Annotated in this window: 27 protein-coding genes and 1 pseudogene; 13 read left to right on the top strand and 15 right to left on the bottom strand. The window is 64.4% G+C overall.

Features of this window, described 5'->3' with window-relative positions:
• Together ACWKY3_RS07600 and ACWKY3_RS07605 are read left to right on the top strand one after the other, a co-directional pair.
• Positions 1–339, top strand: a pseudogene (locus ACWKY3_RS07600) (DEAD/DEAH box helicase); the annotation flags it as partial.
• A 156-nt stretch (positions 340–495) separates the two neighbouring features.
• A complete protein-coding gene (locus ACWKY3_RS07605) occupies positions 496–843 on the top strand; it encodes a NifB/NifX family molybdenum-iron cluster-binding protein (protein ID WP_449315825.1) in 348 nt (115 codons plus the stop codon).
• Between the two features lie 181 nt (positions 844–1,024).
• Here ACWKY3_RS07605 and rplT read toward each other — a convergent pair whose 3' ends face one another.
• The 10 genes from rplT to ACWKY3_RS07655 form a co-directional block, all read right to left on the bottom strand.
• A complete protein-coding gene (rplT, locus tag ACWKY3_RS07610; RefSeq protein ID WP_449315826.1) occupies positions 1,025–1,378 on the bottom strand; it encodes a 50S ribosomal protein L20 in 354 nt (117 codons plus the stop codon).
• Positions 1,379–1,402: 24 nt separating this feature from the next.
• The gene (gene rpmI / locus ACWKY3_RS07615) at positions 1,403–1,600 is read right to left on the bottom strand and encodes a 50S ribosomal protein L35 (protein WP_449315827.1); all 198 of its coding nucleotides are present in this window, start codon (positions 1,598–1,600) and stop codon (positions 1,403–1,405) included.
• The gene (gene infC, locus ACWKY3_RS07620) at positions 1,593–2,213 is read right to left on the bottom strand and encodes a translation initiation factor IF-3 (RefSeq protein ID WP_449315828.1); all 621 of its coding nucleotides are present in this window, start codon (positions 2,211–2,213) and stop codon (positions 1,593–1,595) included. The genes rpmI and infC overlap by 8 nt, the downstream gene beginning before the upstream one ends.
• Before the next feature lie 190 nt (positions 2,214–2,403).
• Positions 2,404–2,787, bottom strand: coding sequence for an RrF2 family transcriptional regulator (locus tag ACWKY3_RS07625; protein WP_449315829.1), 384 nt, complete (start codon positions 2,785–2,787; stop codon positions 2,404–2,406).
• Positions 2,788–3,049: 262 nt separating this feature from the next.
• Positions 3,050–7,171 (bottom strand): beta strand repeat-containing protein, encoded by a 4,122-nt coding sequence (locus ACWKY3_RS07630; protein ID WP_449315830.1) that lies wholly within the window; start codon positions 7,169–7,171, stop codon positions 3,050–3,052.
• The gene (locus tag ACWKY3_RS07635; protein ID WP_449315831.1) at positions 7,168–7,953 is read right to left on the bottom strand and encodes a hypothetical protein; all 786 of its coding nucleotides are present in this window, start codon (positions 7,951–7,953) and stop codon (positions 7,168–7,170) included. The genes ACWKY3_RS07630 and ACWKY3_RS07635 overlap by 4 nt, the downstream gene beginning before the upstream one ends.
• Positions 7,950–8,666, bottom strand: coding sequence for a hypothetical protein (locus ACWKY3_RS07640; protein WP_449315832.1), 717 nt, complete (start codon positions 8,664–8,666; stop codon positions 7,950–7,952). Before ACWKY3_RS07640 ends, ACWKY3_RS07635 begins: the two co-directional genes overlap by 4 nt.
• A gap of 12 nt (positions 8,667–8,678) precedes the next feature.
• Positions 8,679–9,590: a SipW-dependent-type signal peptide-containing protein gene (locus ACWKY3_RS07645; protein ID WP_449315833.1), complete on the bottom strand. Its 912-nt coding sequence runs from the start codon at positions 9,588–9,590 to the stop codon at positions 8,679–8,681.
• A gap of 132 nt (positions 9,591–9,722) precedes the next feature.
• The gene (locus tag ACWKY3_RS07650; RefSeq protein ID WP_449315834.1) at positions 9,723–10,376 is read right to left on the bottom strand and encodes a hypothetical protein; all 654 of its coding nucleotides are present in this window, start codon (positions 10,374–10,376) and stop codon (positions 9,723–9,725) included.
• A complete protein-coding gene (locus ACWKY3_RS07655; protein WP_449315835.1) occupies positions 10,373–10,987 on the bottom strand; it encodes a signal peptidase I in 615 nt (204 codons plus the stop codon). Before ACWKY3_RS07655 ends, ACWKY3_RS07650 begins: the two co-directional genes overlap by 4 nt.
• A gap of 717 nt (positions 10,988–11,704) precedes the next feature.
• On the opposite strand from ACWKY3_RS07655, the gene ACWKY3_RS07660 reads away from it, so the two are divergent.
• Complete coding sequence (locus ACWKY3_RS07660; RefSeq protein ID WP_449315836.1) at positions 11,705–12,115, top strand: YbaN family protein; 411 nt, start codon at positions 11,705–11,707, stop codon at positions 12,113–12,115.
• Between the two features lie 166 nt (positions 12,116–12,281).
• Here ACWKY3_RS07660 and ACWKY3_RS07665 read toward each other — a convergent pair whose 3' ends face one another.
• The 3 genes from ACWKY3_RS07665 to ACWKY3_RS07675 form a co-directional block, all read right to left on the bottom strand.
• Positions 12,282–13,547: a site-specific integrase gene (locus ACWKY3_RS07665; protein ID WP_157005286.1), complete on the bottom strand. Its 1,266-nt coding sequence runs from the start codon at positions 13,545–13,547 to the stop codon at positions 12,282–12,284.
• 5 nt (positions 13,548–13,552) lie between these two features.
• The gene (locus ACWKY3_RS07670; RefSeq protein ID WP_157005289.1) at positions 13,553–13,939 is read right to left on the bottom strand and encodes a helix-turn-helix domain-containing protein; all 387 of its coding nucleotides are present in this window, start codon (positions 13,937–13,939) and stop codon (positions 13,553–13,555) included.
• 89 nt (positions 13,940–14,028) lie between these two features.
• Positions 14,029–14,790, bottom strand: coding sequence for a helix-turn-helix domain-containing protein (locus tag ACWKY3_RS07675; RefSeq protein WP_157005292.1), 762 nt, complete (start codon positions 14,788–14,790; stop codon positions 14,029–14,031).
• A gap of 285 nt (positions 14,791–15,075) precedes the next feature.
• On the opposite strand from ACWKY3_RS07675, the gene ACWKY3_RS07680 reads away from it, so the two are divergent.
• The 8 genes from ACWKY3_RS07680 to ACWKY3_RS07715 all read left to right on the top strand — a co-directional run bounded on the left by ACWKY3_RS07680 (position 15,076) and on the right by ACWKY3_RS07715 (position 20,594).
• Positions 15,076–15,303 carry a helix-turn-helix domain-containing protein gene (locus ACWKY3_RS07680; protein ID WP_157005295.1) on the top strand — a complete coding sequence of 76 codons (228 nt, stop codon included), beginning with the start codon at positions 15,076–15,078 and terminating at the stop codon, positions 15,301–15,303.
• On the top strand, positions 15,303–15,524 hold the full coding sequence (locus ACWKY3_RS07685) for a helix-turn-helix domain-containing protein (protein ID WP_157005299.1): 222 nt from the start codon (positions 15,303–15,305) through the stop codon (positions 15,522–15,524). Before ACWKY3_RS07680 ends, ACWKY3_RS07685 begins: the two co-directional genes overlap by 1 nt.
• A gap of 139 nt (positions 15,525–15,663) precedes the next feature.
• A complete protein-coding gene (locus ACWKY3_RS07690; RefSeq protein WP_157005302.1) occupies positions 15,664–16,752 on the top strand; it encodes a toprim domain-containing protein in 1,089 nt (362 codons plus the stop codon).
• A 23-nt stretch (positions 16,753–16,775) separates the two neighbouring features.
• On the top strand, positions 16,776–18,014 hold the full coding sequence (locus ACWKY3_RS07695; protein WP_449315837.1) for an AAA family ATPase: 1,239 nt from the start codon (positions 16,776–16,778) through the stop codon (positions 18,012–18,014).
• A 201-nt stretch (positions 18,015–18,215) separates the two neighbouring features.
• Entirely contained in the window at positions 18,216–18,650 is a 435-nt protein-coding gene (locus ACWKY3_RS07700) for a hypothetical protein (protein ID WP_449315838.1), read from the top strand.
• 107 nt (positions 18,651–18,757) lie between these two features.
• Positions 18,758–19,186, top strand: coding sequence for a hypothetical protein (locus tag ACWKY3_RS07705; protein ID WP_449315839.1), 429 nt, complete (start codon positions 18,758–18,760; stop codon positions 19,184–19,186).
• Entirely contained in the window at positions 19,176–20,456 is a 1,281-nt protein-coding gene (locus ACWKY3_RS07710; protein ID WP_449315840.1) for a PBSX family phage terminase large subunit, read from the top strand. The genes ACWKY3_RS07705 and ACWKY3_RS07710 overlap by 11 nt, the downstream gene beginning before the upstream one ends.
• Positions 20,457–20,459: 3 nt before the next feature.
• The gene (locus ACWKY3_RS07715) at positions 20,460–20,594 is read left to right on the top strand and encodes a hypothetical protein (RefSeq protein WP_273123535.1); all 135 of its coding nucleotides are present in this window, start codon (positions 20,460–20,462) and stop codon (positions 20,592–20,594) included.
• A gap of 11 nt (positions 20,595–20,605) precedes the next feature.
• Here ACWKY3_RS07715 and ACWKY3_RS07720 read toward each other — a convergent pair whose 3' ends face one another.
• Positions 20,606–21,355 (bottom strand): hypothetical protein, encoded by a 750-nt coding sequence (locus tag ACWKY3_RS07720; RefSeq protein WP_157005313.1) that lies wholly within the window; start codon positions 21,353–21,355, stop codon positions 20,606–20,608.
• 122 nt (positions 21,356–21,477) lie between these two features.
• Between ACWKY3_RS07720 and ACWKY3_RS07725 the strand changes: the two genes are divergently transcribed.
• On the top strand, positions 21,478–22,959 hold the full coding sequence (locus ACWKY3_RS07725; protein WP_157005315.1) for a hypothetical protein: 1,482 nt from the start codon (positions 21,478–21,480) through the stop codon (positions 22,957–22,959).
• Here ACWKY3_RS07725 and ACWKY3_RS07730 read toward each other — a convergent pair.
• Positions 22,956–23,234 carry a helix-turn-helix domain-containing protein gene (locus ACWKY3_RS07730; protein ID WP_092197732.1) on the bottom strand — a complete coding sequence of 93 codons (279 nt, stop codon included), beginning with the start codon at positions 23,232–23,234 and terminating at the stop codon, positions 22,956–22,958. The two genes, ACWKY3_RS07725 and ACWKY3_RS07730, sit on opposite strands and share 4 nt — an antisense overlap.
• Before the next feature lie 159 nt (positions 23,235–23,393).
• Here ACWKY3_RS07730 and ACWKY3_RS07735 point away from each other — a divergent pair, with 159 nt between their 5' ends.
• Complete coding sequence (locus tag ACWKY3_RS07735; protein ID WP_092197734.1) at positions 23,394–23,663, top strand: hypothetical protein; 270 nt, start codon at positions 23,394–23,396, stop codon at positions 23,661–23,663.
• The last annotated feature ends 328 nt before the right edge of the window (positions 23,664–23,991 follow it).

The raw sequence follows: 23,991 nt of genomic DNA on the forward strand, positions 1-23,991 counted from the left end.
GCTGCGCGCGAGAAGGCGAAAGAGCATGCCCGCAAGCTGGCGAAGGACGGCTCGCGAAAGGCGAAAGCGCCCGCGTCCCAGAAGCGCCGCGGCAAGAAGAAGCCCGGCATCGGCCAAGAGGAGGGCATCCAAGGAGCGCCCGGAGGCCGCGGTCGGACGGACGCGGCGAAACGCCAGCGTCCGGCTGGCGCCGCAGCCCCCAAAAACGCCGTCCGCAAAGGGCAGGAGCGCCCGCGGCAAGGCGCGGCGCCCAAGCACGGAGGCGCGGACGTGCGGCCGGGCCGTTCGCATCGCGCTGCGGTCGCGCGCCAGAGAAGATCGGGGGGCAAGCGCCGTTAGCGCGCGTCCGAACGCGCGGCAGCCTCCCTTGCCGCGCGTCCGGACGGCCCCCCCCCGTGTCGTTCCCCTTGTGATTTGTCCCCGTTGGGCGAAAGGGCGGGCGCGCGAAGGGCGGACAGGAGTATCGTATGATGCACCGAGCAAGGGAGGAGCGGTATGCGTATTGCGGTCGCAAGCAACGGCCTCGACGTATCGACGCACGGAGGGCGCTGCACCGATTACACATGCTACACCGTCACGCGCGGGGTGATCGCGCAGTGTCAGAACTTCCCGAACCCCTGCCTGCCCCCCGCCGCCACGGCAAGCCTGCTCAACAGGCTGGGGGTGGACGTTCTCATAGCCCACACCTTAGATCCGTCCATACAGTCGGCGCTTGAGCAGAGCGGGGTGGAAACGGTCACCGGCGCCATCGGCACGGCGCGCTCGGCCGCCGAGGGGTTTTTGGCGGACATGCTGGCCGGAAGAGGCTCTTTCGAACCCGACCTCGCCGCCGACCGAAGCTGATCGCGGCCCGGCACGCCCGACGGGCCGCGAAAGCCGGCTGCCGGGCTTGAAACGCCCCGCCCCGCCAGGCGCCTGCGAAAGGCGGCAAACCAGCGTTGGAAGGCGCGCGAAAGACAGAAGGGCCCCGCAGCCGGTGTGCGGCTGCGGGGCCCTCTTTCGCAGGCGACGTTCGACGCGCGGCCTACAGCGCCTTTTTGGCCACCTCGACCACGGCGGCAAACGCCGCAGGATCGTTCACGGCCATGTCGGAGAGCACCTTGCGGTCCAGCTCCACGCCGGCCTTCTTCAGGCCGTTCATGAACACCGAGTAGCTCAGGCCGTTCAGGCGGGCGGCCGCGTTGATGCGCGTGATCCACAGACGGCGGATGTCGCGCTTCTTGTTGCGGCGGTCGCGGTACATGTACTGCAGCGAATGCTGCACCTGCTCCTTCGCCGAGCGGTAGGTGCGGGACTTCGCGCCGTAGTAGCCCTTGGCGCGCTTGAGGATGGTGCGACGCTTCTTATGCGCGTTGACTGCACGTTTCACACGGGACATGATGTATCACTGCTCCTTACTGGCTTAGCGGATGCCGAGGTTGCGTCCGACGACCTTCGCATCGGCCTTGGCCAGCTCGGTCTCGTGGCGGAAGTTGCGCTTGCGCTTCTTGCTCTTCTTCGTCATGATGTGGCTCTTGTACGCCTTGGCGCGCATGATCTTGCCGGAGCCGGTGACGCGGAATCGCTTCGCGGTGCCGCGATGGGTCTTCATCTTAGGCATTATCCTCGCCCTTCCCTTCTTCTTTCTTCTCGGTCTCTTTCTTCTTTTTCGCCGCCACCGCCGCAGGCAGCGGGGCGATGAGCATGTGCATGTTGCGGCCTTCCATCTTCGGCTGGTTCTCGATGACCGCCATGTCCTTCAGGTCGTCGGCCAACCGCTCCAAAATGGCCAGGCCCTGTTCGGGATGAGCCATCTCGCGACCGCGGAACATGATGGTGATCTTCACCTTGCTGCCGGCCTCGAGGAAGCGCAGGACGTGCTTCTTCTTGGTCGTGTAGTCGCCCACGTCGATCTTGGGACGGAACTTCATCTCCTTGGTCTCGACCCGGCTTTGGTTCTTGCGAGCCTGCTTGGCCTTGATGGCCTGGTCGTACTTGAACTTCCCGTAGTCCATGATGCGGCACACGGGAGGTTCGGCGTTCGGGGCTATCTCCACCAGGTCAAGCCCCTGGTTGTCGGCGACCCGCTGGGCCTCCGCCGTGGTGTAGATGCCCATCTGCTCACCGTCGAAGCCGATCAGGCGGCACTCCCTGACGGTGATCTGTTCGTTGAGCCGAGGCTCCTGAGCAGCTATCGCGCTCACCTTCCTTTCCACCGCGCCTGCGCGCGACATCAAAAAACCCGCAGCTCCGAAAGCCTGCGGGCGTCGCTTGATGGTGGCGGAAAGCCGGTATTCGCGCGACCCGTCAGCTGCCGAAGCGCCGAAACAGGTGGAGGGATCGCTCCCCCGCTTGAGTAAACAGCCTGCATATTGTAGCACGCAACGCCGAGGATGCAAGGAGATTCCGCAAATTCGCCCCGTCTCAGCGCGGCCAGCCCTCCTGGACGAGCGCGCCGAAGGTCACGGAGGCCAGCATGTCGTCCACGCGCCGGTAAAGGTCCCGAAACACCGTCCGGGGAAAGTACTCCGCCTCCGTGGAGTTCAGCGCCCTGCAGGCGGCGTTTCCCTCCATGGCCTCCACCACGTCAAGCAAGGTGATCTCATCCGGCGATGCGGCAAGGAGGTACCCGCCGGTATGGCCGCGCTGGGACGCCACCACCTTGGCGGCCAGAAGCTTCTGCACCACGCGCACGACATTGACGGGGGAGAGGCCCACGTGCTCGGCGATGTCCTGGGCGGTGCGCACGCCGCGAGCCGTTGCAAGGTAGACGACTATGCGGATGGCATAGTCGGTCGTTATCTGCATGCGCACCTCCCTCCCCCCTCTCTCTTCAAGTCGCGCCGCCAAGGCCGGGCGAGCTTTGGCGGCAATGCTGACGCAGGGGTTGCCCTTGGCAACCCTTTGCAACGCGTTCCTTCGATTGATCTGCGAAATCGAGAATGATTGTAGCAAGAGGAGCATTTGAAGGGCGGGGCTTTGCCGCTGGTTCAAAAAGCGGTTGAGGACCCGCACCCGCCAGACGAAGCAGGCGGGCGCAGGGCGGGGGCGGCAAGTGAGAGGGGCGTTCTTATCGCATGGCGTTGCGGACCGACGCGCTGTCGGAGAGCCACTGCGTTTTTTCCTCGGAAGAGGAGAATGTGAACGTCCGCGAGGCCGCGGCGTCCGTGAACGTGGCCGTCGCGGACCCCGCGCTCGTCGAGACGGACTCCGGACCCGCGTACGTGACGGCCGCCTTGCCTTGCCGCCACGGACGAGCCTGCTCCACGTCGGTGAAGGAGTAGGGCCGGCTCGACTTCACCATGACCGTCGCGCTCCCCTCCGTCTGGCCGGCCCTCACCAGAACAGGCTGGCGGTAGGCGTTCTGCTCGCCCGCATCCCGCACCTCCACGACAAACCAGGCGTCGTGGTCAAGCGGCTCCGAAACACGTTGGATGATCTGCACGGGGATGTCCTTCACCACGCCCCACACCACCGCCGAGCCCGAGCCGGCCATGCCGGCCAGTTTTTCGTCCTGATTGTTCGGCCGGTCGTTTGTCAGGCGGTAGAGACCCGTCAGATTGGTGGCCGTCGTCTCTGCGGAACCCGCGTATGCCTTGCCGAACTGGGCGCCCTTCGTGTAGCCAGCTGTGGAGTAAATGCCCACCTCGCCGCCGGTCAGGTTGCCCATCACCTTGATCTCGGCGATAGCGGTGGTATAGATGTTTCTCTCGGTGGAATTGTCCGCCTGAAGATTACCGACAACCATTGGGGATCCCCCTATCTCAACGAGGGTTCCGTACGTAAAAATAGCAGAACCGTTAAAGCCCGATGCCCCAGGTATTATTTTGTTTTCGCAGACGCTAGCTTCTCCACTCAGTCTAAGAACTGAATTATTTGTCCACCCATGGTAGAACGACCCGTTGGCGCGCGCATAATTCCCATACGCTTTGAAATCCCCGCTTAAATCCGTTGTGCAATACGATTGAATAAACACCCCACCTCCTGATCCGGACGCATGAGTGGTGCCACAGTTCCGTATCGTACCGCCTGTTGCAAAAAACGAGGTGCGTGTGTTTTGATACAGGAAGCCTCCGTATACTTCGCTCGTCTGGCAGTCCTCCACAAGCGACCCCGACTCCATGTACAGCGTCGTGCCCGAGCCCTCCAGGTACGCGCCGCCGCCGTTGGCGTTGGCTTTCGCGTTCCTGATGGTGCAGCCGTCTTTCAGGTAGATGGCCGCACCGCCCGACCCGTAGATGACGCTGCCCGACCCGCCGGTGTATGTGCCCCCGTTACCATCTAGGATGATGTCGGCGAACGACACGGATCCGCCAGAGGCGCCCGTAACCGTGAACATGCTGCCACCTGCAAAGGCTCTTTGCAGTACGCACGGAGCATCGGCGGCGCCTTCGTAGGGATAGCCGTCCGCGCAGCCCTCGTCAATCGTCTTCGCCGTGGCGATGGTGATGTTCACTCCGCCCGTAAGCGCGCCAAAAGCGAACGAGGTGCCGATGTTGTAGGACGACACAATCATCTCGATGGTCACGTTGCCGCCCTTTCGTTTAGCGGCGGCCACTGCGTCGGTCAGCGTGGGGTATGTCGCGGCCACGCCGCCGTCCACGATTTTGCAGATGGGAGAGGTGGCCCAGATGACGGCGGATCCCGTTCCCGGCGCGCCCGACAAACCGGCGGTGATGTCGTTCTTCAGATGGTAAAGGCCCGTCAGATTGGTGGCCGTCGTCTCTGCGGAACCCGCGTACGCCTTGCCGAACGTGTTTCCCGCCGCACTCCGCGCCGAGAAGTAAATGCCCACTTCGCCACCCGTGAGACTGCCCGTCACCCTGATCTGGGACTCGGCTGTGACGTGGATGTTGCACTCGGTGTTATTCAGCTGGCGATTGTCGGCGACCGTCGGAGACCCCTCTATCTCGACGATAGCCCCGTAGGTGTACAGCGCGCTACCCTCTTTGTTCGCGGCAGCGGCTTTTATGTCGTTGTCGTGAATGCTCGCCGAACCCTTCAGCCGCAAAACCGTCGAGCTGAACCCATGCCAGAACGATCCATGCTCATAGGCGTAGTTGCCGTACGCCTCGAAGTCCCCGCCCAGCTCCGTCACGCAGGAGCTGTTCGCGAATATCGCGCCGCCCGAACTGGCCGCTATGGTGGTGCCGCAGTTGCGTATCGTGCCGCCTGTTGCAATGAACGACGTGTTAGGACCCTGATACAGAAAGCCGCCCCAGCTGCCGTTCGTCTGGCAGCTTTGCGCAACAGCACCGGATTCCATGTGAAGCGTCGTGCCCTGGCCGGCCAAAGCCACCGCGCCCCCGTTGGCGGTGGCCGCAGCCCCGCTTCCGGGGTCTGCCAGCGCGTTTTGTATGATGCATCCGTCTCTTAACCACACAGAAGCACCGCCCGAGGCGCTGATGACGCTGCCGCCCGCCCCCGTGTACGACGCGTCCGCGTTGCCGTCGAGCACGAGATGAGCAAACGACAGGGACCCTCCGCCGCCTCCGACCGTGACCATGCTGCCCCCGTTGAAGGCGCGCCTGATGGTGCAGGGGGTTTCAGCATCGCCTTCATAAGGGTAGCCGTCCGCGCAGCCCTCCCCTTCCGTCTTGGCCGTGGTCAGCACAACGTCCACCGCCAAGTTCCCAACGCTAAGCGAGGAGGTCAGGTCGTAGGACTCCACCAGCATCTCGATGGTCGCGCCGCCTTGCGCCACCGCAGCGGAAAACGCGGCGGACAGGGAGTTGTACACGGCAGCCGACGCTCCGTCGGCGGAGGCTATCTTGCAGATGGGCGGGTTCTCCCAGATGATGGCGGTGCCGTCTCCCGCCGCGCCCATGAGCGGGCGCCCCGACACGGACCGCGTGTTGCTGAAGAAAGCGGACAGGTCGCCCAAAGACGTCGCGGCGTCCGCGCCCGTGGCGAACTGCTGGCCCGTAGCATCAATGCCCGAGGCGGCATAAATGCCGATGTGTGCGCCCGGCTCCAGCTTCCCCACCGTCAACGTATTTGCTGCCGACACCGAAAGGTCGGCAGGGGTAGAGCCCTTGTAGGTGTTCCCCTCGATGACCGGAGAGCCGCTCAGGGTGACGGATGCTATGTTGCCCACTCCGTGGCTGGACACGGCACCGTAGAACGGCGCGACAACCTCCGAGGCTTCGCCTCCCGTGTTGTTGCCCGTTATGGTGCCGCCTTCGATGGAAAGCGACGCACCGTTGCGCATTGCAATGGCTCCGGCACTTCGAGTGGACGAGTTTCCTTGTATCAGCACATCACCGCCCACTGTGGCCCTCGCGTTCGCCGCAAGGAACATCGCGCCGCCGTCTCCTCCTTGAGTACTAGAGACATGGTTATTTGCAATCAACCCACCAGTTAGAATCGCATTGCCGGTTTCTGTACAGTAAATCGCTCCCCCACTAACACTGTTATTGTCAGAGATGCTTCCACCCTCCATACAAAACGTACCACGCACGCAGATAGGAGAACCTTGGACAGAGTAGGTTGTGTCATACGACCCACTGCCCGAGATAGACGTTCCCTCCTGCATGATCAAGGTTGCCCCCGGGGCAATATGCGCCACGGAGCCACCCCCATTCGTGTCGTACGTGTTGCGCCCGGATGCGGCACGGCATCCTTCAATGGTGCCGCTCGCGAAGGTAAGCGTACCTGCGGCCACACCAAAAGCGCCTCCCGGATTTGCAGCGGAGGTGCTGGCGTTAGTGTTAGTCACGTTGCGCACTGTGGCGCCGTCCATGGTGAATGAGCCGCCGTTCACGGTGATGAGGGCAGAAGTGCGCGTGGTGCCTGAAGCGCTTCCGCCGTCGAGGACGCATGCGCCCAACGTGAAGTTCCCGGACGTGGTCAAAGAGCCCGCTGCGGAAAACGTCGTGACGTGCGCCCCGCCGTCGGCGTTTCGCAGCGTGAGCTCCTTGCCTCCGGCATCGATGGCCTGCCCCACGGTGTTGCTGGCGGTGATCTCGATGGTGTTGCCGGATGCCGCCGCTGCGACGGCCTGGACGAGCGAATCGTACTCGTCGCCGCCCACGATGCGGCACACCGGGTTCGTCGCCAGAGAAACAGCGTCGTCCTCGGCCCATGCGCGGGAGACGCCGCCTTTCGCCAGCGCCGCGCAGAACAGGGTTGCGGCCAACAGCAGCGCCGTCGCGCAAACGGCGGCCGCGCGCGTTCTCGGGTTCGCGTTCATAAGGGCACCGTCCTTGGGGAGTCGTCGTCTTTTCCGCGGCGCAGGGCCAAGGCAAGCAGGATGACCGAAACCGCCGTCAGCGCGCATGCGGCGGCGCACAGGGCGAAGCCCGCAAGCGCGCCGTCGCCCGTCTTGGGGGCGAACGCGGCCGTCACCGACCGGGGAAGCCTGTGCACCACCTGCCCGCCGCCTGAAGACGCGCTCTCCGCCGGCCCGTCCGCGGATTCTTGGAACGCCTGGGCGCATTCAAGGTAGACGTCCACCCGGGCCGCCTTGCCCGAGTACGCGCTGGCCTCGCCCACGTGCGCGTCCTCGCCCACGTGCTCGGATATGGAGCAGGTGGATATGAACGCGTCCGTGCTCTCGCCGGGATTGACGGGACGCTCGTAGTAGTACCAGCCGTCGCCGCCGTCCACCCAGCCGCTGCCCTCGGGCAGCTCCACCTCTATGAGCGACTCGTCCAGCGACCCGTCGTCGCAGGCGGTCCACGCGCCGTCCTCCAGGCTGCCCCACGATTTCTCGAACCGCATGCGGGCCGCCATGACCGCGCTCCCTTCGTTCACCGCCCGGGCGTCGCGCTCCACGGTCATGCCCGGATAGGCGGGCACGGGTCCCTCCTGCCCCCATTTCTGCACAAGGCGCCCGTCGAAATAGTCCCCGGCGCCCTCCGCCGCCGACGGCGAGGCCAGCGCGGCGCCCCCGGCAACCAGGCAGACCGCCCCCGCCGCGAACAACGCGGCCGCAGCGGTCGCCAGCGTCCTTTTCGCACGCGAGGCCCTCATAGCAATCCTTCCTTGGACAGGGCCTCCATGGCCGACTGCTGGTCCTTAAATCCGGCGGCTTGGATAGCCTGCGCCTGGATGCCCAGCACGTAGTCGCCCATCAGGGCCATGTCATGTACCGTGTAGTCGGACGGGACGCACACCTTCGCGAACAGCTCGCACGACTCCCCTGCGCCCAACACGCCCTCGTGCTCGAACACAAGCCCGCCCACGGACGCGTCGTAGTACGGCTCACGGAAGGACTCGGCGTCGTAAAGTTGGCCGACGCCCTCCAGGGATGCCAGCTCGCTTGCGGAGTAGGGCCGCCCCGCCTCCATGCGGTCGGCAGGGTCGCTCCAAAGCGTTCCCATGATGGCCCGGTAGCGCTCGGGGCAGGCGTCGGGAGACAGGGCCTCGCCGTTCGCGTCCGCAAGCCGCACGACGACGCGCACGTAGCACGGCGACGCGTCGTTGGCCACCACCGGCCGTTTAACCACGGTGGTGCCGGGGGCAAGGCCCAGGCCGTCCTGGACGTCCCACTGCTCGGTGAGCGATATGCGCACGTCGGGCAGCACGAACACGTGCGTGTCGCGATCGTTGGCCCCGTAGTAGGCCTGCGTGCCCGCAATCCCGGGGAGGGCGCAGGCGAGCGCGACGGCAGCAGCAGCCGCCGCGAGCACCACGCGCCTTCCCCGGACGGGGTGTTCAAGGGCTATGTCGTACACCCGGGCCACGCGATGAGCGCCTTACGGAACAACCGGGGTCCTGACGCCCGTGCCTGCGGTCGAAGCCGCGTTGGCGTCAAGGACGCCTTTCCACGACACGCCGGCCGTCTCAGTGACGAAAGTGGCGGCCGTCTCGCTCGCAGCGCCCGTGGCGCCGATGGCCGCGCCCGTCACCGTCACGCGCCAGCTCGGATCGTCCACCGCGTCGCCCGGATTGAGAACGTCATTCAAGGCGTCGATATCGGCCTGCGTGGCGGTCTCAAGGAACTTCACCTTGTCGAAGAGCGCCACGGTGCGCTTGGTTGCGGGGATGTTGCGGTAGGCATCGGTATCGTTTTCGCCCGTAAATTCATCCGCCGTCTCCGCCTCGAGCGCAGTGGCGTAGTAGAAGTATCTCGCACCATCTGCGGCATCGCCGGCACTCTCCGTCCAGCCGGTCGCTGGCACGATGCCAGGATCCGCCGTCTCACCTGTAGCGTAAAGCGAGTACACCTTAAGCACCTTGTTCATCTCATCATCGGTCATGGCAACGTAGCCCGAACCGTTCCATTTCTCGAACTGCAGCTTGATACCGGCCCACGCCTTCGCCCCGTTGACGGAGGTGTTCACCACGAACGGGTTCTTGGCCACCTCGCTGCCGGGGATCATGTTGTCGGCTTCCAGAGGGATGTCTGAATTATCTGGGGCACTCTTCTTATCCGTATCGGCCGCAGCCTGTGTCCACTCGGGCTCCAGCAGGTCAGCCGTGATGTTGGGGTTGGACGTGAAGCTGTTCTTTTCCTGATTGGTGGTGTAGGTCAGGTACGCGAGCGTGCCGCCCACGCCGAGCGCCGCCACCAGGGCCGCGCCCAGCACGCCCGCCATCAAACCCTTGCTGCGCTTGCGCTCGGTCCTCTCCACCACGATGACCGGGTCTTGCCTTTGGTTTTCCATGGGTTCCTCCTTCTTTTCCATCAGTGACCCCTGCATCCTGTGCGCACACTGCTACGGCGGGCGGTCGCGCCCCCGTCCGGAGCGCCGCCGGCGCGACACCGAAGGCCGCATACGTGGCGCGAAACGAGCCATCTAGCCCACCTCCACGCTGCCGTCGTCGCCGACCGTGCAGCCCCACGTTGCCGGCGCCTCGCTGGGGCTGGCCTGCACGGCCTCGGCCGCAACCGCCACCCCCACCCCGCCCAAGGCGGCCGCGTCCACGCCGTCCGCCAAGGTGACCCCGGCAAGCAGCGGCTCGGTCACCTGCCCGGGCTGCAGGACCTTTCGGTAGTAGAAGGCGCCGTCGCGATAGGTCCAGCTTTGCTCCCAGCCCTGCGCCAAGTGCAGCGTCACGGGGCCCAGGCTCATGCGGCCGTCCTGCGGCTCCGACCAATCCTGCGCGGCCCACATCCTCGTGCCGTCCGTTTCCGCCACGTCCGGATACAGGTACGCGCGCACCACCGCCGGGTTGCGCCCGATGCATTCCACCTGGACCTTCTTGGCATCCTCGCCAAAGGGGACGTCGGCTTCGGCGCCTTCGGCCGGCACGTCGTTTTCCACCAGGCGTATCTTCACGCTGCCCAGCGTGAAGGCGTTCGGCTCGCTGTTCGCGGTGGCCGAGGTGAACGCCGCCGTGCTCGGAAGGGGCGCCAGCACGGCGAGCAGCAGGCACAGGGCCGCCGCAACCGCGCACGCCGCCACGGCCGCAAACGCCGCAGGCGCGGACTTCCGAAGGCCGCCCCTCATCGCAGGCCCCCTTTCGGCGCAAGGCCGTCGGCGGACGCGACGGAGACGGTCGGCTGCCTGCGGGAGAGCAGCCCCGCCGCAACCTCCAGGCAAACCACCAAAACCACCAGGCACACGGCCGCACCCGCAGCGGCCATGCGTCCCGCCTGGTCGTTCGACAGCTTGTCGATCACGCCGCCCGCCATCGGAACGGAGAAGCGCACCACGCCCACCACGTTCTCGTACAGAATGGGGTCGTCGCGGTTGGCGTTGGCATCCCCTTTGGTCACGAGGCGGCCGTTTTCGTAGTCGTTCTCCACCACGCGGTGGGTGGCCACGTCCAAGTCTTCGTTCATGACGAACGACACCACCTCGCCCGGCCGGACGGAAGCCGGATCAACGGGCACGGCGAACACGAGCGATCCCACCGGGTAGGCCGGCGACATGGAAGAGGAGGTGACGTTGAACTCGTGCACCCCAAAGAGCCGCGGCACGGCCAGAAGGCACAGCGCCGCCAGCATGGCCAGGCACAGCAAGGCCGCCGCCCCGTGGAGCGCCCGCGCCGCAAAGGGCGGCTTGCCCTCCCGGATGACGATCCTCACGGCATCCGCCTGTCCGCTGTCTGCCTGCACGGCCCTCCTCCTCCGACCGGGAAAGGCTCCCAAAGACTACTCTTTGCTCATCTTTCCCTTAAACGAACGAAGGATGCCCGCAGGCATCCTTCGAGAAAAACCAGGCTATTTGTCCGGTCGATCCGATGGTACCACGCCCTGCTCCCGGACGCAAACCCCCGCGGTGCCAAACGGCGCGCAGGGGACGGCGGACTTCGTCGCTGCAAGGTCGAACGCAACGCTGTTGCATTTTGAAATTCAACCTGCCGCAGGGGACGGCGTCGCGGGCGCGGCATGCGGGCGCGAAAAGGATGGCGACGGCCGCGGCACAGCGCGAGAGGCGGCGCGAAGAGCAACTGCGGGCGGCGGCAAGCGGCGCGCCGGTGCGACGAGAACGGCGGAAAGCCCCTCCGGTGGCGAGAAATCACCGAAATCGGAAAACTCTTCCACCACCACCCGCCGCTGCATGAGCAAAACGCCTGGTCGGAAGAGATCCGCTATCAGAAAGGGGCTCCCAGGACCGCCCGCGCCCCCTGAAATCTTCCGACTTCGGTGATTTCTCGCCACCGGAAGGGCTTCTCTCTGCCGAACCCGCCGCCGGCACGGGCCCACGGCAGCAGCAATTTGGCAGGAAAAGGGATAACCCCTCCATCTGGCGCACGGGGACGGTTTTGCCGCGCGAGCGCGATGGGCGTCTGCTATACTGCCCCAAACGCACGACAACCGGAAGGACGCCCCATGAACCGCGCACTCCGCATCCTCATGCTCATCGGCGCCTGGATCGCCTGCATCCTCGGATGCGTCGGCGTGTTCGTGCCGGTGCTGCCCACCACTCCCCTCCTGCTTCTGGCGACCTTCCTGTTCGCGAAGTCCTCGCCGCGCTGCCATGCCTGGATCGTCTCCACCAAGGTGTACAAGACCTACGTGGAGGCGTTCAAACAAGCAGGCGGTATTCCAGCTTCCACCAAGGTGCGCATCCTCACCGTGTCGTTTCTGGTCATGGGCGCAAGCGCGCTCATCGTGCAGAAGCCCGTGGTGTGGGTGATCTTGGGCTGCGTCGCCCTGTTCTTGATTTACCTCATGTTCGTGCGCATCCCCACCATCTCCATCGAGCAAGTGCAAGCGGCGCGGCAGGCGGAGGAGGAGTAAGGGGAAGACACCCCTTTGTACACTTGGGATTGTAACTGAACCCCACTTGCAACGATGCAGGTAGATGGCTTGTTTCTTGGTTTGGGCCGTCTGCCTGCATCCTTCCAGTAAAGAAAGAATCAAGAATTGTGCCCGCTCCACGCCCGCATCACTTCGCACCATTTTACTACCCTGCCAGCATGTACGCGGCCTGCATGGCATCCATGGCCTCGCGCTTGGACTCCATGTTGACGTGCGTGTAGATCTTCATCGTGATGTTCGGGTTCTTGTGCCCGGCCAGGCGCATCATCACCGACGGGTGCACGCCCTGGGCGGCGGCCAGGCTCAGGAACGTGTGGCGCAGAGCGTGCAGCGTCCATCCCTCAAGCCCGTAGTCCTTGCGGTGGCGGGCCCACCAGCGGGAGAGGCCGTCGGGCAGCGGGCGCTCGCCGTCGTCGTCGCAGCAGACGGCCACCTTGCCGCTTATGTCGTAGAACTTGCCCTCGATCTCGACGCAGCCCGCCGGGCACGATCCGTCGGTCGATACCACGCGCATGACGCGCTCCGGGTGGTACTTGATGAGGCTCGGCATGACAGCCTCCTTGCGCCGCATGATCGCGGCGGCCAGCTGCTCGGGCATGGGCAGAAGCCGGAAGCCGGCCTCGGTCTTGGGCTCCTTGAGCCCCGCGTGGTCGTCGGTTGATGCGTGCACGTTGACGGTGCCGTTGGCGAAGTCCACGTCGCCCCATGAGAGGCCCAGCGACTCGCTGCGGCGAAGGCCGAGCGTCGCGCAGAGCAGCACGGCGCACTGGTAGCGCTCCGCCGGGTCGAGCGCCGAGATCAGGGCGCTGTACGCGGATGCCGACAGCGACTCCTTCTCTTTGGTGTCCTTCTTGGGCATGGGCACCTTCTCGAGCGGGTTCTCGCCCACGATGCCCTTCTCCTTGGCGTTCTGGAACATGAGGTACGCGCTGAGGTTGATGTTGTAGAGCGTGCGGCCCGAAAGCGGCTTGCCGGACAGGCTCTCGCCGGCGCGCAGGTCGATGTATGCCGCCTCGATGACCTCGGGCGTGATCTCCTGCAGCCTGAGCTCGCCGATGCGGTAGCCCAGTGCCTTGAGCGTGCCGCGCAGGCTGTTGGCGGTGCGCTCCTGGATCTCGCCGGCCGCGACGCGGGTGTCGACGTAGTGCTTGGCGTAGCCGTTGAAGGTCCAGCCGTTTCGCTTGACGAGGTTGCCGCCCTCGATCTGGGCGACGAACTCGCGCAGCTCGCGCTGTGCCTGGGTGTAGGAGCCGTTGAAGTTCTTGGCCTTCTGGCGGTACTTGCCGGTGTGCGGGTCCTTGCCGAGCGACACGACCAGGCGCCACTTGCGGCACTTGCTCTTGGGCTTCTTGCCGTCCTTGCCCTTGTCGAGCTGGTAGATGCTTCCCTTGCCGTTGGTCTTCTCCGCCATGCCGATCACCTGCCCTGCTGGCTTGCGATGAGCTGGTCGCGGAATGCCAGGAACTGCAGGTACTCGTCGAAGCGCTCCTTGCCGCCGTCGCTGAGCGTGCGGTATGCGGCGTTTAGGTCGCGGCCCTCGTCGCCCATGGCCTCGTCGCGGCCAACAACCGCGTCTATGGAACAGTGGAGCTTATCGGCGATAGCCCATGCAGCGCGAAGCGGTATGCCTGAGTCGGGGTCTGCCAGGGTGCGCTCGTAGCGCGAGTAGGTGGTTGCCGGGATGCCGAGCACTGCGGCGAAGTCCCGGCTGCTGCGATATCCTGCGGCCTTGCGCAGGTCTGCCAGCGGGGAATTGGTGCGGACGCGCGGCTGGGCGCTGTCCATGTGGGTGTTGGATGCCATATAATGACACCGTCCTTCCTAGGCGCAATCTAGAGTTGGACACCGGTCCGTGGGGTGTTGGCGCACCCTGCGGACCACCTGCTTTCTGCCTACTTGGGCAGGCGCGTCGCCGCGTACTCGACGGTGACCCTGTGGCCGTCGCCGAGAAGCTGGGATCCGTGCAGCCTGTCGTAGGCTTCCATGACCTTGGCTATCACCTCCTCGTCCTTCCTCCCGTATTCCTCGTCCATCTGTGCCCGCTCGTCGGCGAGCATGGATTGGAGCTCTTCCTCGGTCCAGTGGCGCTCGGTGCCGTCGGCGTCGATGTAGCCGTCGCGCATCTCCTCTTCCAGGCCCTCGATGTGGAGGTCGATGCCGGGCTTGCGCTTGGCGGCCGCCTGGTCGCGCAGGAACAGCATGAACGCCATGCGCTCGTCTGCCGGGGTGTCGAACTCGACGACCTCGCCGAAGCCCGCCTTGTCGTAGAGCGCCTGGTGGAACGCGCGCTCGTGGAACTGGCAGAGGCGGTCGTACTTGCCGTCCTCCACGGCCTGGACCCGCTGGCGGGCGGCCCTGTCCTTCATGGCGGCGAACTCGATGAACTCGTCCACGAGGGCGCGGGTCTCGGGCAGCAGGCCGTCGTAGAAGTCCTGCAGCTCGCTGGCGCCGGACGTGACGCGCTCGCGGCCGACGACCTCGTCTATGGAGCAGTCCAGAAGGTCGGCCATCGCCCAGGCGTGCTTGAGCGGGATGGCCTCGGGGTCCTTGTCGTAGCGGGACATGCTTGAGGTCGCGATGCCCAGGGCGTCGGCGAACTCCCGGGCGCTGCGGTAGCCCTTCTCCTGCCGTAGGTCCTTGATGGTCTTTGCCATGTCCTCGTCCTCCAATGTGTGCGTTCTGTGGTGGAGCGGTGCGAATCGTCGGGTGAACGGTTCAACACTACGCAACGAATCATACCACCACGCAACGAAACGGACAATGCTTGTAGGGCAATCATACCATAATTTTCAATTGATGTTAGCCGTGATGGGATTTCTTGTGCTACTCTATGGCCCGCCGACGCAACGGAGCGAAACGGTGTTCCACGGAGGGCAACGGAACTCTCCCCGGCGTCGGCTTTTGCGCCTAGGAAGGACTGTCTAGCGAAAGGAAAGACCATGGGCAACAGGATCGACGACCTCCCCCTGTTCCTCACACCGATGCAGCTTGCGCAGGTGACCGGCGAGCACGTGAACTCGATCCGGCGCGGCATCACCGAGGGCCGCATCCCGGCCGACAAGGTCAACGGGCGCTGGCGCATCTGCCGCGACAAGGTGTTCCCGAACGCCTGCGGCGCGGACGCCGGCGACGAGGGCGACGCGGCCGCCGTGGCCGCGCGCTCGTAATGGAGCGCACGCTGCGCATAGGGCGGATCTGCGAGAAGCGCGGCACCCAGGCGATGATCGCGAAGGCGACGGGCATTTCGCGCCCGGCGGTATCGCGGATCGTGCGGGGGCTCGAGCCTCCCTACCCGAAGCGCGGCAAGGCTATCGCGGCGGCCGTCGGCTGGGCCGGCGACTGGCGCGAGCTCTTCGAGGAAATCGACGAGGATGGAGGCCAGATGTGATGGCCCTTATCATGGGGCGACCCACAGCCGGAATCTTGGCGGATAGCGGGCTGCGGGTCACCTGTAGGCAGAGCTTGGCGCTCTGTTCGGGGGATTATAAACCTTGCGGCAACTTCCCCAAAACGAGGGAGGTGAGCCGATGATCACCGAGACCGACCGCGACGCGCTGCGAGAGCTCATGCCCGAGCTGCTGAACGTGCGCTGCGGGATTACAGACCTGCGGAGGTCATTCCGGTGCCCGTCGCCCAACCACGACGACCGCGACCCCTCCGCCCACTACTACGCCAACGACAACACCGTGCACTGCTTCGGGTGCGGCAAGACATGGGACGTGTTCAGCCTGATCGCCGAGCTCGACGGTATCGATGGCTTCGCCGAGCAGGCCAGGGCCGTGGCGGATGCCGTGGGCTATCGGCTGTCGGACGACGACGAGCCGAGGAAGCCCAGGCAGAGGCCGAAGCGCAAGCCCAGGCCGCTCTTCGACCCTCCGCGCGAGGCCGGTGGCGCCGACTGCGCCGAGGCGTGCGGCAACGCCTTCGGGCAGCTCTACTATGCGGAGAACGACATCGGCCGGCGCTACCTTCGCTGGCGCGGGCTCGACGACGGCGACGCGGCGACCTTCGGGCTCGGCTTCACGAGGGACCCCAAGGAGATCATGCCGGAGTTCAGCGTGTACGAGCCCAAGGCGTTCGGCTTCATCACGATACCGTTCTGGAACAAGGACTTCTCGACGGCCAACTACTGCATGGTGCGCACCGTGTGCCGCCCAGGCGACGCGCGCAACAAGGAGTGGCGGCCGCGTGGGCTGGCCTCGCCTTTGTGGTGCGAGTGGCTTCTCTCGGTGGCGGCCGAGCAGGTCTATGTGACCGAGGGGCTCATCGACGCGATGGCCCTTGCCAAGATCACCGGCGGCGACACGATGGCCCTGGGAGGCGTTGCCAACGCGCGGCGCTTCGCGCAGGTCCTGTACGCAACTCCGCCCGAGCTGCGCCCGAAGAAGATCACCGTGGCCATGGACGAGGACGACGAGGGGCGCAAGACCCGCGACCGGATATGCCACGACCTGGACCTTCTCAAGGTACCCCATGCCGTGATGCCTCCGTACCCTGGCGGCGCCAAGGACGCCGACGAGTACCTCATGGCCATGCGCGGCAAGGAGTGGGACTTCGAGCAGAGGGATCCCTCGATCACGACCGGTTACAAGCTTTGGTACACGAGGTGGCGCTGATGGGCGTGAGCAAGGACGCATACATGCACGACGTGGAGGCCGCGAACGACGCGGCCTCCGTCGTCTCCGAGGACATTGCGGCAACAAGCGGATCTTCGCGCCTGCCCGCCTTCGAGCAGGCAATCGTGGTCCCCGAGGAGCTGCCAGAGATGCCGGCCGAGATCGTTGAGGGCGTGCTGCTGGAGACGCACAAGATGCTGCTCACCGGCCCGTCCAAGGCGAACAAGACGTGGGGCCTCATCAACCTGGCCGTGAGCGTGGCGACCGGCGGCTGGTGGATCGACTTCCGCTGTGCGCAGCGCAAGGTGCTCTACATCGACCTGGAGACCGACCACCGCACGCTGCAAAAGCGAATCTCCACGGTGAGCATCGCCAAGAGCGCCGACGCCAAGGTCGTGCGCGACAACCTGACCGTGTGGCCTTTGCGCGGCAAGAGCTGCGGCCTGGAGGAGATCACCGGCGAGCTCTTCTGCCGGTGCAAGGCCGGCGACTTCGGCATGGTGATCATCGACCCGGCCTACATGGTGCAGGACGGCGACGAGAACAACGCCAAGGACATCCGCGAGTTCTTCGCCAGGCTCGACGAGATCTGCGTGAACCTGGGATGCACCGTGGTCATCAGCCACCACCACAGCAAAGGCGCCCAGGGCTTGAAGAGCTCGATCGACCGTGGCAGCGGCTCCGGCGTGTTCGGACGCGCCCCCGACGCGGTGCTCGACATGACCGAGCTCGTGCTCGAGCCGGGCACGCTCGAGGCCGCCCGCCAGTCCTACAAGCTTGCGGCAACTTCGCACCTTACCGGGTGGCGCCTCTCCTTCACGCTGCGCGAGTTCGCCCCGAAGGCGCCGCTGGACATGTGGTTCACCTTCCCGCTGCACACCGTCGACTCGACGGGGCTGCTCGAGGATTGCAAGCCGAACTACGGCGGCGTGAGCGAGGCCAGGAAGCTGCGAACCGAGGCCGAGAACCTGGGCAAGGTCGCGTCCCTGGATGCTGTGTGCGAGAAGATGATCGGCTCCGGCGAGTTCTGCTTCCGCGACGACGCCCAGCAGGCGCTGCACTGGAGCCAGCCGACCGTGAAGCGGTGGCTCGACGAGTCCAAGCGCTTCATGCGCGGCATCGACCAGGAGACCGGGCGCGCCATCGTGGTGCGCAAGCCGCCCGAGCCCGAGCCGACCTCAAATGATGCGGCAACTTCTGGCTCTTCGGGCGATGCCGCCGACAAGGGAGAGGGGGTCCAGGGTGAGCTTCCCATCGCCTGACGGCCACCCCCAAAACCCTCAAAATTCATGCTTTAGGGGGGCAAAAGAAACCCTTATATATAGAACTTTTTGTGGGGAGGGGGATGTGTGTCGGGGACGAAGCACCCCGACAACACACCCCCGCACCCTTCCCGTGAGGCTTGAGGGGGTCAAAGGCTTTCACCCTGCCTTTCGTCCTCCGCTCTTTGGGCGGTGGCCGTCGTGAGCGCGAAGGCCTGGCACGAGTGGACCACGCGGGAGATCGACGTGATGCGGGCGAACGGGCACCTGGGCGTGAAGGCCGTGCACGACGCGCTGCTGCGCGAGTGCGGAACCGACCGCTCCGTGCGCTCGATCGAGAGCCAGGCGAGCCGATGCCACGTGAGCCTGCGAGTGCAGCAGGTGTGCCCCGAGTGCAGAGTCGTTGGCGTGCGCCTGAACAGGCAGAGCGGTCTTTGCCCCATGTGCACCGAGATGATGCACCTGAACGAGGAGATAGCGTTCAACGAGGTGCTGCAGGCAGAGCGCGAGGAGAAGGCCGACGAGGACGACGTTGCGGCGATCCGGCGCGAGCGTGACCGGATGCGGCAGCGAAACAGCCGGCTCTGCAGGAAGTACGGCTTGAAGTCCAGGCGGGACCGACGCGACGGCAAGTGACGCGAGGGTGAAAGGGTGCAAAGGCCGAAAGCTTTTCACCCTTTCACCCCTCTGTATGCCAGTTTGTGACGCGAAGGCACCATGCCACCTTGAGGAGGTGGCTATCCATGCCCGCTAAGTTGAAGCTGACATACGCGCTCGTGGACCAGATCGTCGAGCTCAAGCGCGACGGGCTCTGCGACGCAGACATCATCGCCGCTATCGGCGTGCACCAGGCGACGTTCTACCGCTGGCTCAAGGAAGGCGAGAACGCCAAGACCGGAGTGAAGCGCGCGTTATACGAAGAACTAAAAAAGGCCGAGGCCCAGTACAAGAGATGCCTGCTCACGACCATCAAGTCGGCTGCGGAATCCAGGGCGCAGTACTGGACCGCTGCTGCCTGGCTGCTCGAGCGGAAGTACCCCATGGAGTACGGCAAGATGGAGCGCAAGGCCGAGGAGGCCGACAACGCGCCGGTGCAGCTCACCCTGGGATTGGTCATCGAGCCCATGGCCGACGACTCCGACGGCGAGGGAGGCGACGCCGATGGCGACTAACGTCTCCGACTTCGTCATCCCGCGCTTCCACCCGGTGCTGGGCGACGTGATGGCGCACGGCCACACGCACTACTGGCTGCCGGGCGGGCGCGGGTCCACGAAGAGCTCGTTCATCTCCATAGCCATTGTTCTTCTCATCATTGCCAACCCGAAGGCGAACGCGGTGGTGGTGAGGCGCTTCTCCAACACATTGCGCGATTCCGTCTACCAGCAGACCCAGTGGGCGATCGAGGTGCTCGGCCTGGAGGGCGTCTTCCGCTGCCGCGTTTCTCCCATGGAGATCACCTACACCCCTACTGGGCAGCGCATCGTGTTCCGCGGTGCGGACGATCCTCTCAAGCTCAAGGGCGTGAAGTTCACCAAGGGCTATTGCAGTGTGGTGTGGTTCGAGGAGTTGGACCAGTTCGAGGGCGTGGAGGCCGTGCGAAGCATTCTCAATTCTCTTCGCCGTGGCGGCGACCGATTCTGGATCTTCTACAGCTATAACCCGCCCAAGACGATGTGGTCATGGGTGAACGTGGAGCGGCTGGAGCGCGTGAGGCGTGACGATACCCTTGTGCGCGGTTCTTCTTACCTCGATGTGATAGAGACGCATCCCGACTGGCTGGGCGCACCCTTTGTCGAGGAGGCCGAGTACCTGCGCGCCACGAACGAGCAGGCGTGGCGCTGGGAGTACCTGGGAGAGATCACCGGTACCGGTGGCGCCATCTTCGACAACGTGCACGAGGCGAAGCTTTCTGACTCTCGCATTCGCACCTTCCAACGCATTCGCAATGGAGTGGACTGGGGCTGGTTCCCGGATCCGTGGCGCTTCGTGCGCTGTGCCTGGGAGCCTGACGCGCGGCGCCTTCTCATCTTCGAGGAGCACTCGGCGAACAAGATGATGCCGGCAGAGACGGGCAAGATCGTGGTGGATTCTCTCACCTTCCCGGACGAACAGGGCGCGGAGGCGTACTTCCACGACCAGATCGTCTACTGCGACGACACGCCTGATAGCAAGGTGCAGATGAACGTGTGGAGGCGCGAGCTCGGGCTGCGGGTGCATGCGGCACGCAAAGCCAGGATGCGGCGCTTGTCCTATGAGTGGCTGGCTGGGCTGCGCGAGATCGTGATCGACCCGGAGCGCTGCCCGCTGACCTTCTCCGAATTCACCTTGAAGGAATTCGAGAAGGACAAGGAGGGCAACTGGATCGACGAGATTCCAGACGGCAATGACCATTCCATAGACGCTGTTCGCTATGCCATGATGGACGACGTATTGCGAGGTTAGGCAATGGCTTTTCTCATCGTTCTTCTCGCCATTCTTATTGCCGTCGGCGTCTGCGCCGTTCTCGCCATGCTCGAGTTCATGCGGCTGTTGGCGTGCGCCTTGGTGACGTTGGCTCTTCTCGCCCTTATTGGCGCCTAAGCGATTGCGCGTCAGAGCTGGCGGAAGTGATCGCCCCAGGACGTAGAGAGCATGTCCTGCACGCTCTTCTCGACCATCTCCCTGTGCCTTGGCTGGACGATGAACATGTAGTAGCGCTGCGAGACCTTCTCGAACATCAATGCAAGGCCAGAAGCGCCGGGGAGGTCTTCTCTTCTCAGCAGCGCCTTTAGCTGATCAGTGTAGAAGGGGTCCTTTCGCCTTGCCTTATGCTGGTAGTAGACGACCGTGGAACCCTGGGCGTAGTACCTGGCGAGCTCTTCGGGCAGGACGTACTTGTTCTCCTTCGGCCTTCCCAATGCGGAGGGTACGACCAGGCCGTTGTCTGGATCAACGCACACGATGTCTTTTCCCGCCAACCGGGCGAGAGATCTTCTGAACCAATCACCACGAAGCGCGGTTCTCTCGGCTTTCGGCTTGCACTTACGCTTTCCGCTTACATCATCATCGGAAAAGTCGAGGCAGTCGGAGAAGAACGTTGCCTGCAAGATGTCGTCGTTCTCCATGTAGCGCACTTCTCTGTTATCTCCATCGACGATCGCCTTGAGGCCAAGCCATAGGCCTGGATCGCATGCGCGGTACTTCTCTTGCTTGAGATAGTCCACGTGGCGGCCGTCGCTGTTGTGCGTCTCGTCTGGCGTGAGATACCAGTTGAGCCCGATCGAGAAGCCTGCCGACTGCAGAGCCCGGAGCAGGCCCAGCTTGCTGTAGTCGCCAATGTCGCCCGTGTACCTGTTCTGCATGGTCTTCCCCAGCTTCTCTTCTCAAACCGAAAGCTCTTCTCGGCATTTTAAGGCATGCGGGTGTTTGTGACGGCAGCGGACACTTCACCTGACCTTATCGGCCGGACTATCGGAGGTGACGCATGGGCGCTAATGGTCTCGACGAATACTGGGTGCCGGAGCATGTTAAGGACTATCTGCGTAAGCTAGGGTTTGTTCTTCCCCTGGATGACATGGAGCCCTGGATTAGATCCTGGGACGACTGGATGAGCGCACGCGGGGAGTTTTACGACTATAGGGACAAGGACGGGATGGGGCGTGTGTATGCCGTTCACCGTAGAAGCATTCACCCTGCTATGCGCGTCTGCAAGGAGTGGGGTTCTCTTCTCCTCAACGAGGAGGTGAAGGTGGTCTGCGAGAACCAGAAGGCCACCGACTGGATCAACTCGTTCTTCTCTTCCACGAACTTCATGAACGCGGCGCAGGCCACCGTCGTGCGTGCCTTCGGGCTCGGCACTGGTGCCTGGGCGCTTTGGATTGACCTGGGCAAGCGGAAGGTCCGTATTCGCCATTACGACGCTCGCATGGTCATTCCCTTGAGCTGGGATGAGGACGGCATCAGCGAATGCGCCTTCGTCACGCGTGCCTTCTATCGTGGCAAGGCCGTGGACCAGCTGCAGATGCATCTCAAAGGCGGCATGGGCTTCTCGGCAGACCTTTCCCCATCTTCACCTTCCATACCTTCACGTGACAACGCGGACGTTCTTCTCACCGATGAAGGCGAGGAGACGTACCGGATCGTCACCGTGTGCTTCGACCACGAGGGCAACGAGCTCGCGCCTGTGGGCATCCTCCCGGTCTATGACACGGGCTGCCCTTTCCCCACCTTCGGCATCGTCAAGCCGGCGGTCACGAATACCAGGGTGGATATGAGTCCCTACGGACAGAGCATCTTCGCGGACGCGGTGGATGCGGTGCAAGCCGTGGACCTCACCTTCGACGCGCTCATCAACGAGATTGACCTGAGCAAGATGCGTGTTTTTCTTAGCGATGTTCTCTTCGACCGTGAGACCGATGGCAACAAGAACGTCACCATCCCCTTCGGAAAACAAGACTGCACCGTCTTCCGCAAGGTCATGTCGACGGAAGACACCATCCAAGAATTCGCGCCAGCGCTCCGCACGAGCGGGCAGATCGAGGCCTTCCGCGTTGCCCTGCAGATGCTCGGCGACCTCACGGGCTTCGGCATCAGCTACTTCGACATGGACGACTCGCGCGGGTACGTGAAGACGGCCACGGAGGTCAGTAGCGATAACTCGGCCCTGATGCGCAACATCCGCCGGCACGAGAACGGCCTGGAAGGCGCGATCGTCTCGATAGCCAGGGCGGCCATGCACGTGTCGCGCGGCTTTGGTGAGTCAATCCCCAATGAGGGCGAGACGAGGATCCAATTTGATGACTCCATCATCCAGGACACGGCCGCCGAGAAGGAGCAGGACATGAAGGAGGTGGGCGTCACCATGGGCGCATGGGAGTATCGCATGCGCTGGTATGGCGAGGAGGAAAGCATTGCCAGGGCGCGCGCAGCCGAGGTCGGCGGAGGCGGCCTGGGCGAGGCGGGCTAATTCCCCGGGCGCTCGATGGAAGAGGGGTCGTACTCGACAACGACCTGGTTCACGAACGGTTCGGGGTCGAGCTCGATCTTCTCCCCGTTCCCCTCGAGCACGAGCTTGTATCCGCACGCCTGGGCGATTTGGACGAGGGTGTCGGTGCGCGGGTAGCTCCCGCGCGATATGAGGGCAGAAAGGTACATCCTGGACTTCCCGAGCGCCTGGGAGGCACCCACGACGCCCTTGCCGCTCTTCTCGCACATGTGCTTTATGGCCTCGGTGATCTGCATGCCCTTTGCCCTTCTCCCGTGGTGTACCAGAACAGTCTATCCCAGCTGGAAGGGATTAGCAATGTGTAATCTCAATGGAGGGATGATTAGCACTTGATAATACGCTGGCCTGGGCTTATGATATTATCAGTTGCTAATCTCTACCGATTGGAGGACGCCATGACCACTGCCACCATCACGAACGAGACCGCCTGGAAGCTCCCCGACCTGGACACCGTCTACCACTGCGAGGACCTGGGCCCGATGACCCTGGGCCAGATGCTCGACGGCGTGGATCCCGACCTGGTGCCCTCCGACCAGACCATGTACGAGGACCTGCTGTGGGCCTTCGGCGCCTGGGACACGCTGGAGCAGATGAACGCGGCAATGGCCACGCGCGTGTACGTGGCGGCCCCTGACGGCACCGTGGGCTTCAAGCTGGTCAAGTAGCCACGCGGGCACGCACAACGGCATACGAGCTCTCGGGGACGGCCTGCGGGCCGTCTCCTGCTGTCTGGGGCCCGGGATTCGTCACGGCCGACCCGGGCACGGCGACCGCCGCAGCCGCCGTCTCTGCCGCCGACGGTGCGCACAGGCCACGCAAGCGCACGAACCCAAAGCGGTAGCGCCATGGGCAGGGGTGCCGTGGGGCGCGCGAGGGAGGGCCTGCCATGCGGGCAGCGGGCGGCCCGATAACCTTGCAGGCGCTGGCACACAGGGGGCCGTGGGCGTGGGCGGCTGAGCCCGCAGCGCTGAACAGACCGGCGAAAGCCGGGCT

This window comes from Rubneribacter sp., from assembly GCF_965361815.1.

Excerpts from the sequence above, each read along its gene's own strand:
- ACWKY3_RS07605 (WP_449315825.1), top strand. The coding sequence starts at position 496 with ATGCGTATTGCGGTCGCAAGCAACGGCCTCGACGTATCGACGCACGGA.
- rplT (WP_449315826.1), bottom strand. The coding sequence starts at position 1,378 with ATGTCCCGTGTGAAACGTGCAGTCAACGCGCATAAGAAGCGTCGCACC.
- rpmI (WP_449315827.1), bottom strand. The coding sequence starts at position 1,600 with ATGCCTAAGATGAAGACCCATCGCGGCACCGCGAAGCGATTCCGCGTC.
- infC (WP_449315828.1), bottom strand. The coding sequence starts at position 2,213 with ATGTCGCGCGCAGGCGCGGTGGAAAGGAAGGTGAGCGCGATAGCTGCT.
- ACWKY3_RS07625 (WP_449315829.1), bottom strand. The coding sequence starts at position 2,787 with ATGCAGATAACGACCGACTATGCCATCCGCATAGTCGTCTACCTTGCA.
- ACWKY3_RS07630 (WP_449315830.1), bottom strand. The coding sequence starts at position 7,171 with ATGAACGCGAACCCGAGAACGCGCGCGGCCGCCGTTTGCGCGACGGCG.
- ACWKY3_RS07635 (WP_449315831.1), bottom strand. The coding sequence starts at position 7,953 with ATGAGGGCCTCGCGTGCGAAAAGGACGCTGGCGACCGCTGCGGCCGCG.
- ACWKY3_RS07645 (WP_449315833.1), bottom strand. The coding sequence starts at position 9,590 with ATGGAAAACCAAAGGCAAGACCCGGTCATCGTGGTGGAGAGGACCGAG.
- ACWKY3_RS07650 (WP_449315834.1), bottom strand. The coding sequence starts at position 10,376 with ATGAGGGGCGGCCTTCGGAAGTCCGCGCCTGCGGCGTTTGCGGCCGTG.
- ACWKY3_RS07660 (WP_449315836.1), top strand. The coding sequence starts at position 11,705 with ATGAACCGCGCACTCCGCATCCTCATGCTCATCGGCGCCTGGATCGCC.
- ACWKY3_RS07665 (WP_157005286.1), bottom strand. The coding sequence starts at position 13,547 with ATGGCGGAGAAGACCAACGGCAAGGGAAGCATCTACCAGCTCGACAAG.
- ACWKY3_RS07670 (WP_157005289.1), bottom strand. The coding sequence starts at position 13,939 with ATGGCATCCAACACCCACATGGACAGCGCCCAGCCGCGCGTCCGCACC.
- ACWKY3_RS07675 (WP_157005292.1), bottom strand. The coding sequence starts at position 14,790 with ATGGCAAAGACCATCAAGGACCTACGGCAGGAGAAGGGCTACCGCAGC.
- ACWKY3_RS07680 (WP_157005295.1), top strand. The coding sequence starts at position 15,076 with ATGGGCAACAGGATCGACGACCTCCCCCTGTTCCTCACACCGATGCAG.
- ACWKY3_RS07685 (WP_157005299.1), top strand. The coding sequence starts at position 15,303 with ATGGAGCGCACGCTGCGCATAGGGCGGATCTGCGAGAAGCGCGGCACC.
- ACWKY3_RS07690 (WP_157005302.1), top strand. The coding sequence starts at position 15,664 with ATGATCACCGAGACCGACCGCGACGCGCTGCGAGAGCTCATGCCCGAG.
- ACWKY3_RS07695 (WP_449315837.1), top strand. The coding sequence starts at position 16,776 with ATGCACGACGTGGAGGCCGCGAACGACGCGGCCTCCGTCGTCTCCGAG.
- ACWKY3_RS07705 (WP_449315839.1), top strand. The coding sequence starts at position 18,758 with ATGCCCGCTAAGTTGAAGCTGACATACGCGCTCGTGGACCAGATCGTC.
- ACWKY3_RS07710 (WP_449315840.1), top strand. The coding sequence starts at position 19,176 with ATGGCGACTAACGTCTCCGACTTCGTCATCCCGCGCTTCCACCCGGTG.
- ACWKY3_RS07715 (WP_273123535.1), top strand. The coding sequence starts at position 20,460 with ATGGCTTTTCTCATCGTTCTTCTCGCCATTCTTATTGCCGTCGGCGTC.
- ACWKY3_RS07720 (WP_157005313.1), bottom strand. The coding sequence starts at position 21,355 with ATGCAGAACAGGTACACGGGCGACATTGGCGACTACAGCAAGCTGGGC.
- ACWKY3_RS07725 (WP_157005315.1), top strand. The coding sequence starts at position 21,478 with ATGGGCGCTAATGGTCTCGACGAATACTGGGTGCCGGAGCATGTTAAG.
- ACWKY3_RS07730 (WP_092197732.1), bottom strand. The coding sequence starts at position 23,234 with ATGCAGATCACCGAGGCCATAAAGCACATGTGCGAGAAGAGCGGCAAG.
- ACWKY3_RS07735 (WP_092197734.1), top strand. The coding sequence starts at position 23,394 with ATGACCACTGCCACCATCACGAACGAGACCGCCTGGAAGCTCCCCGAC.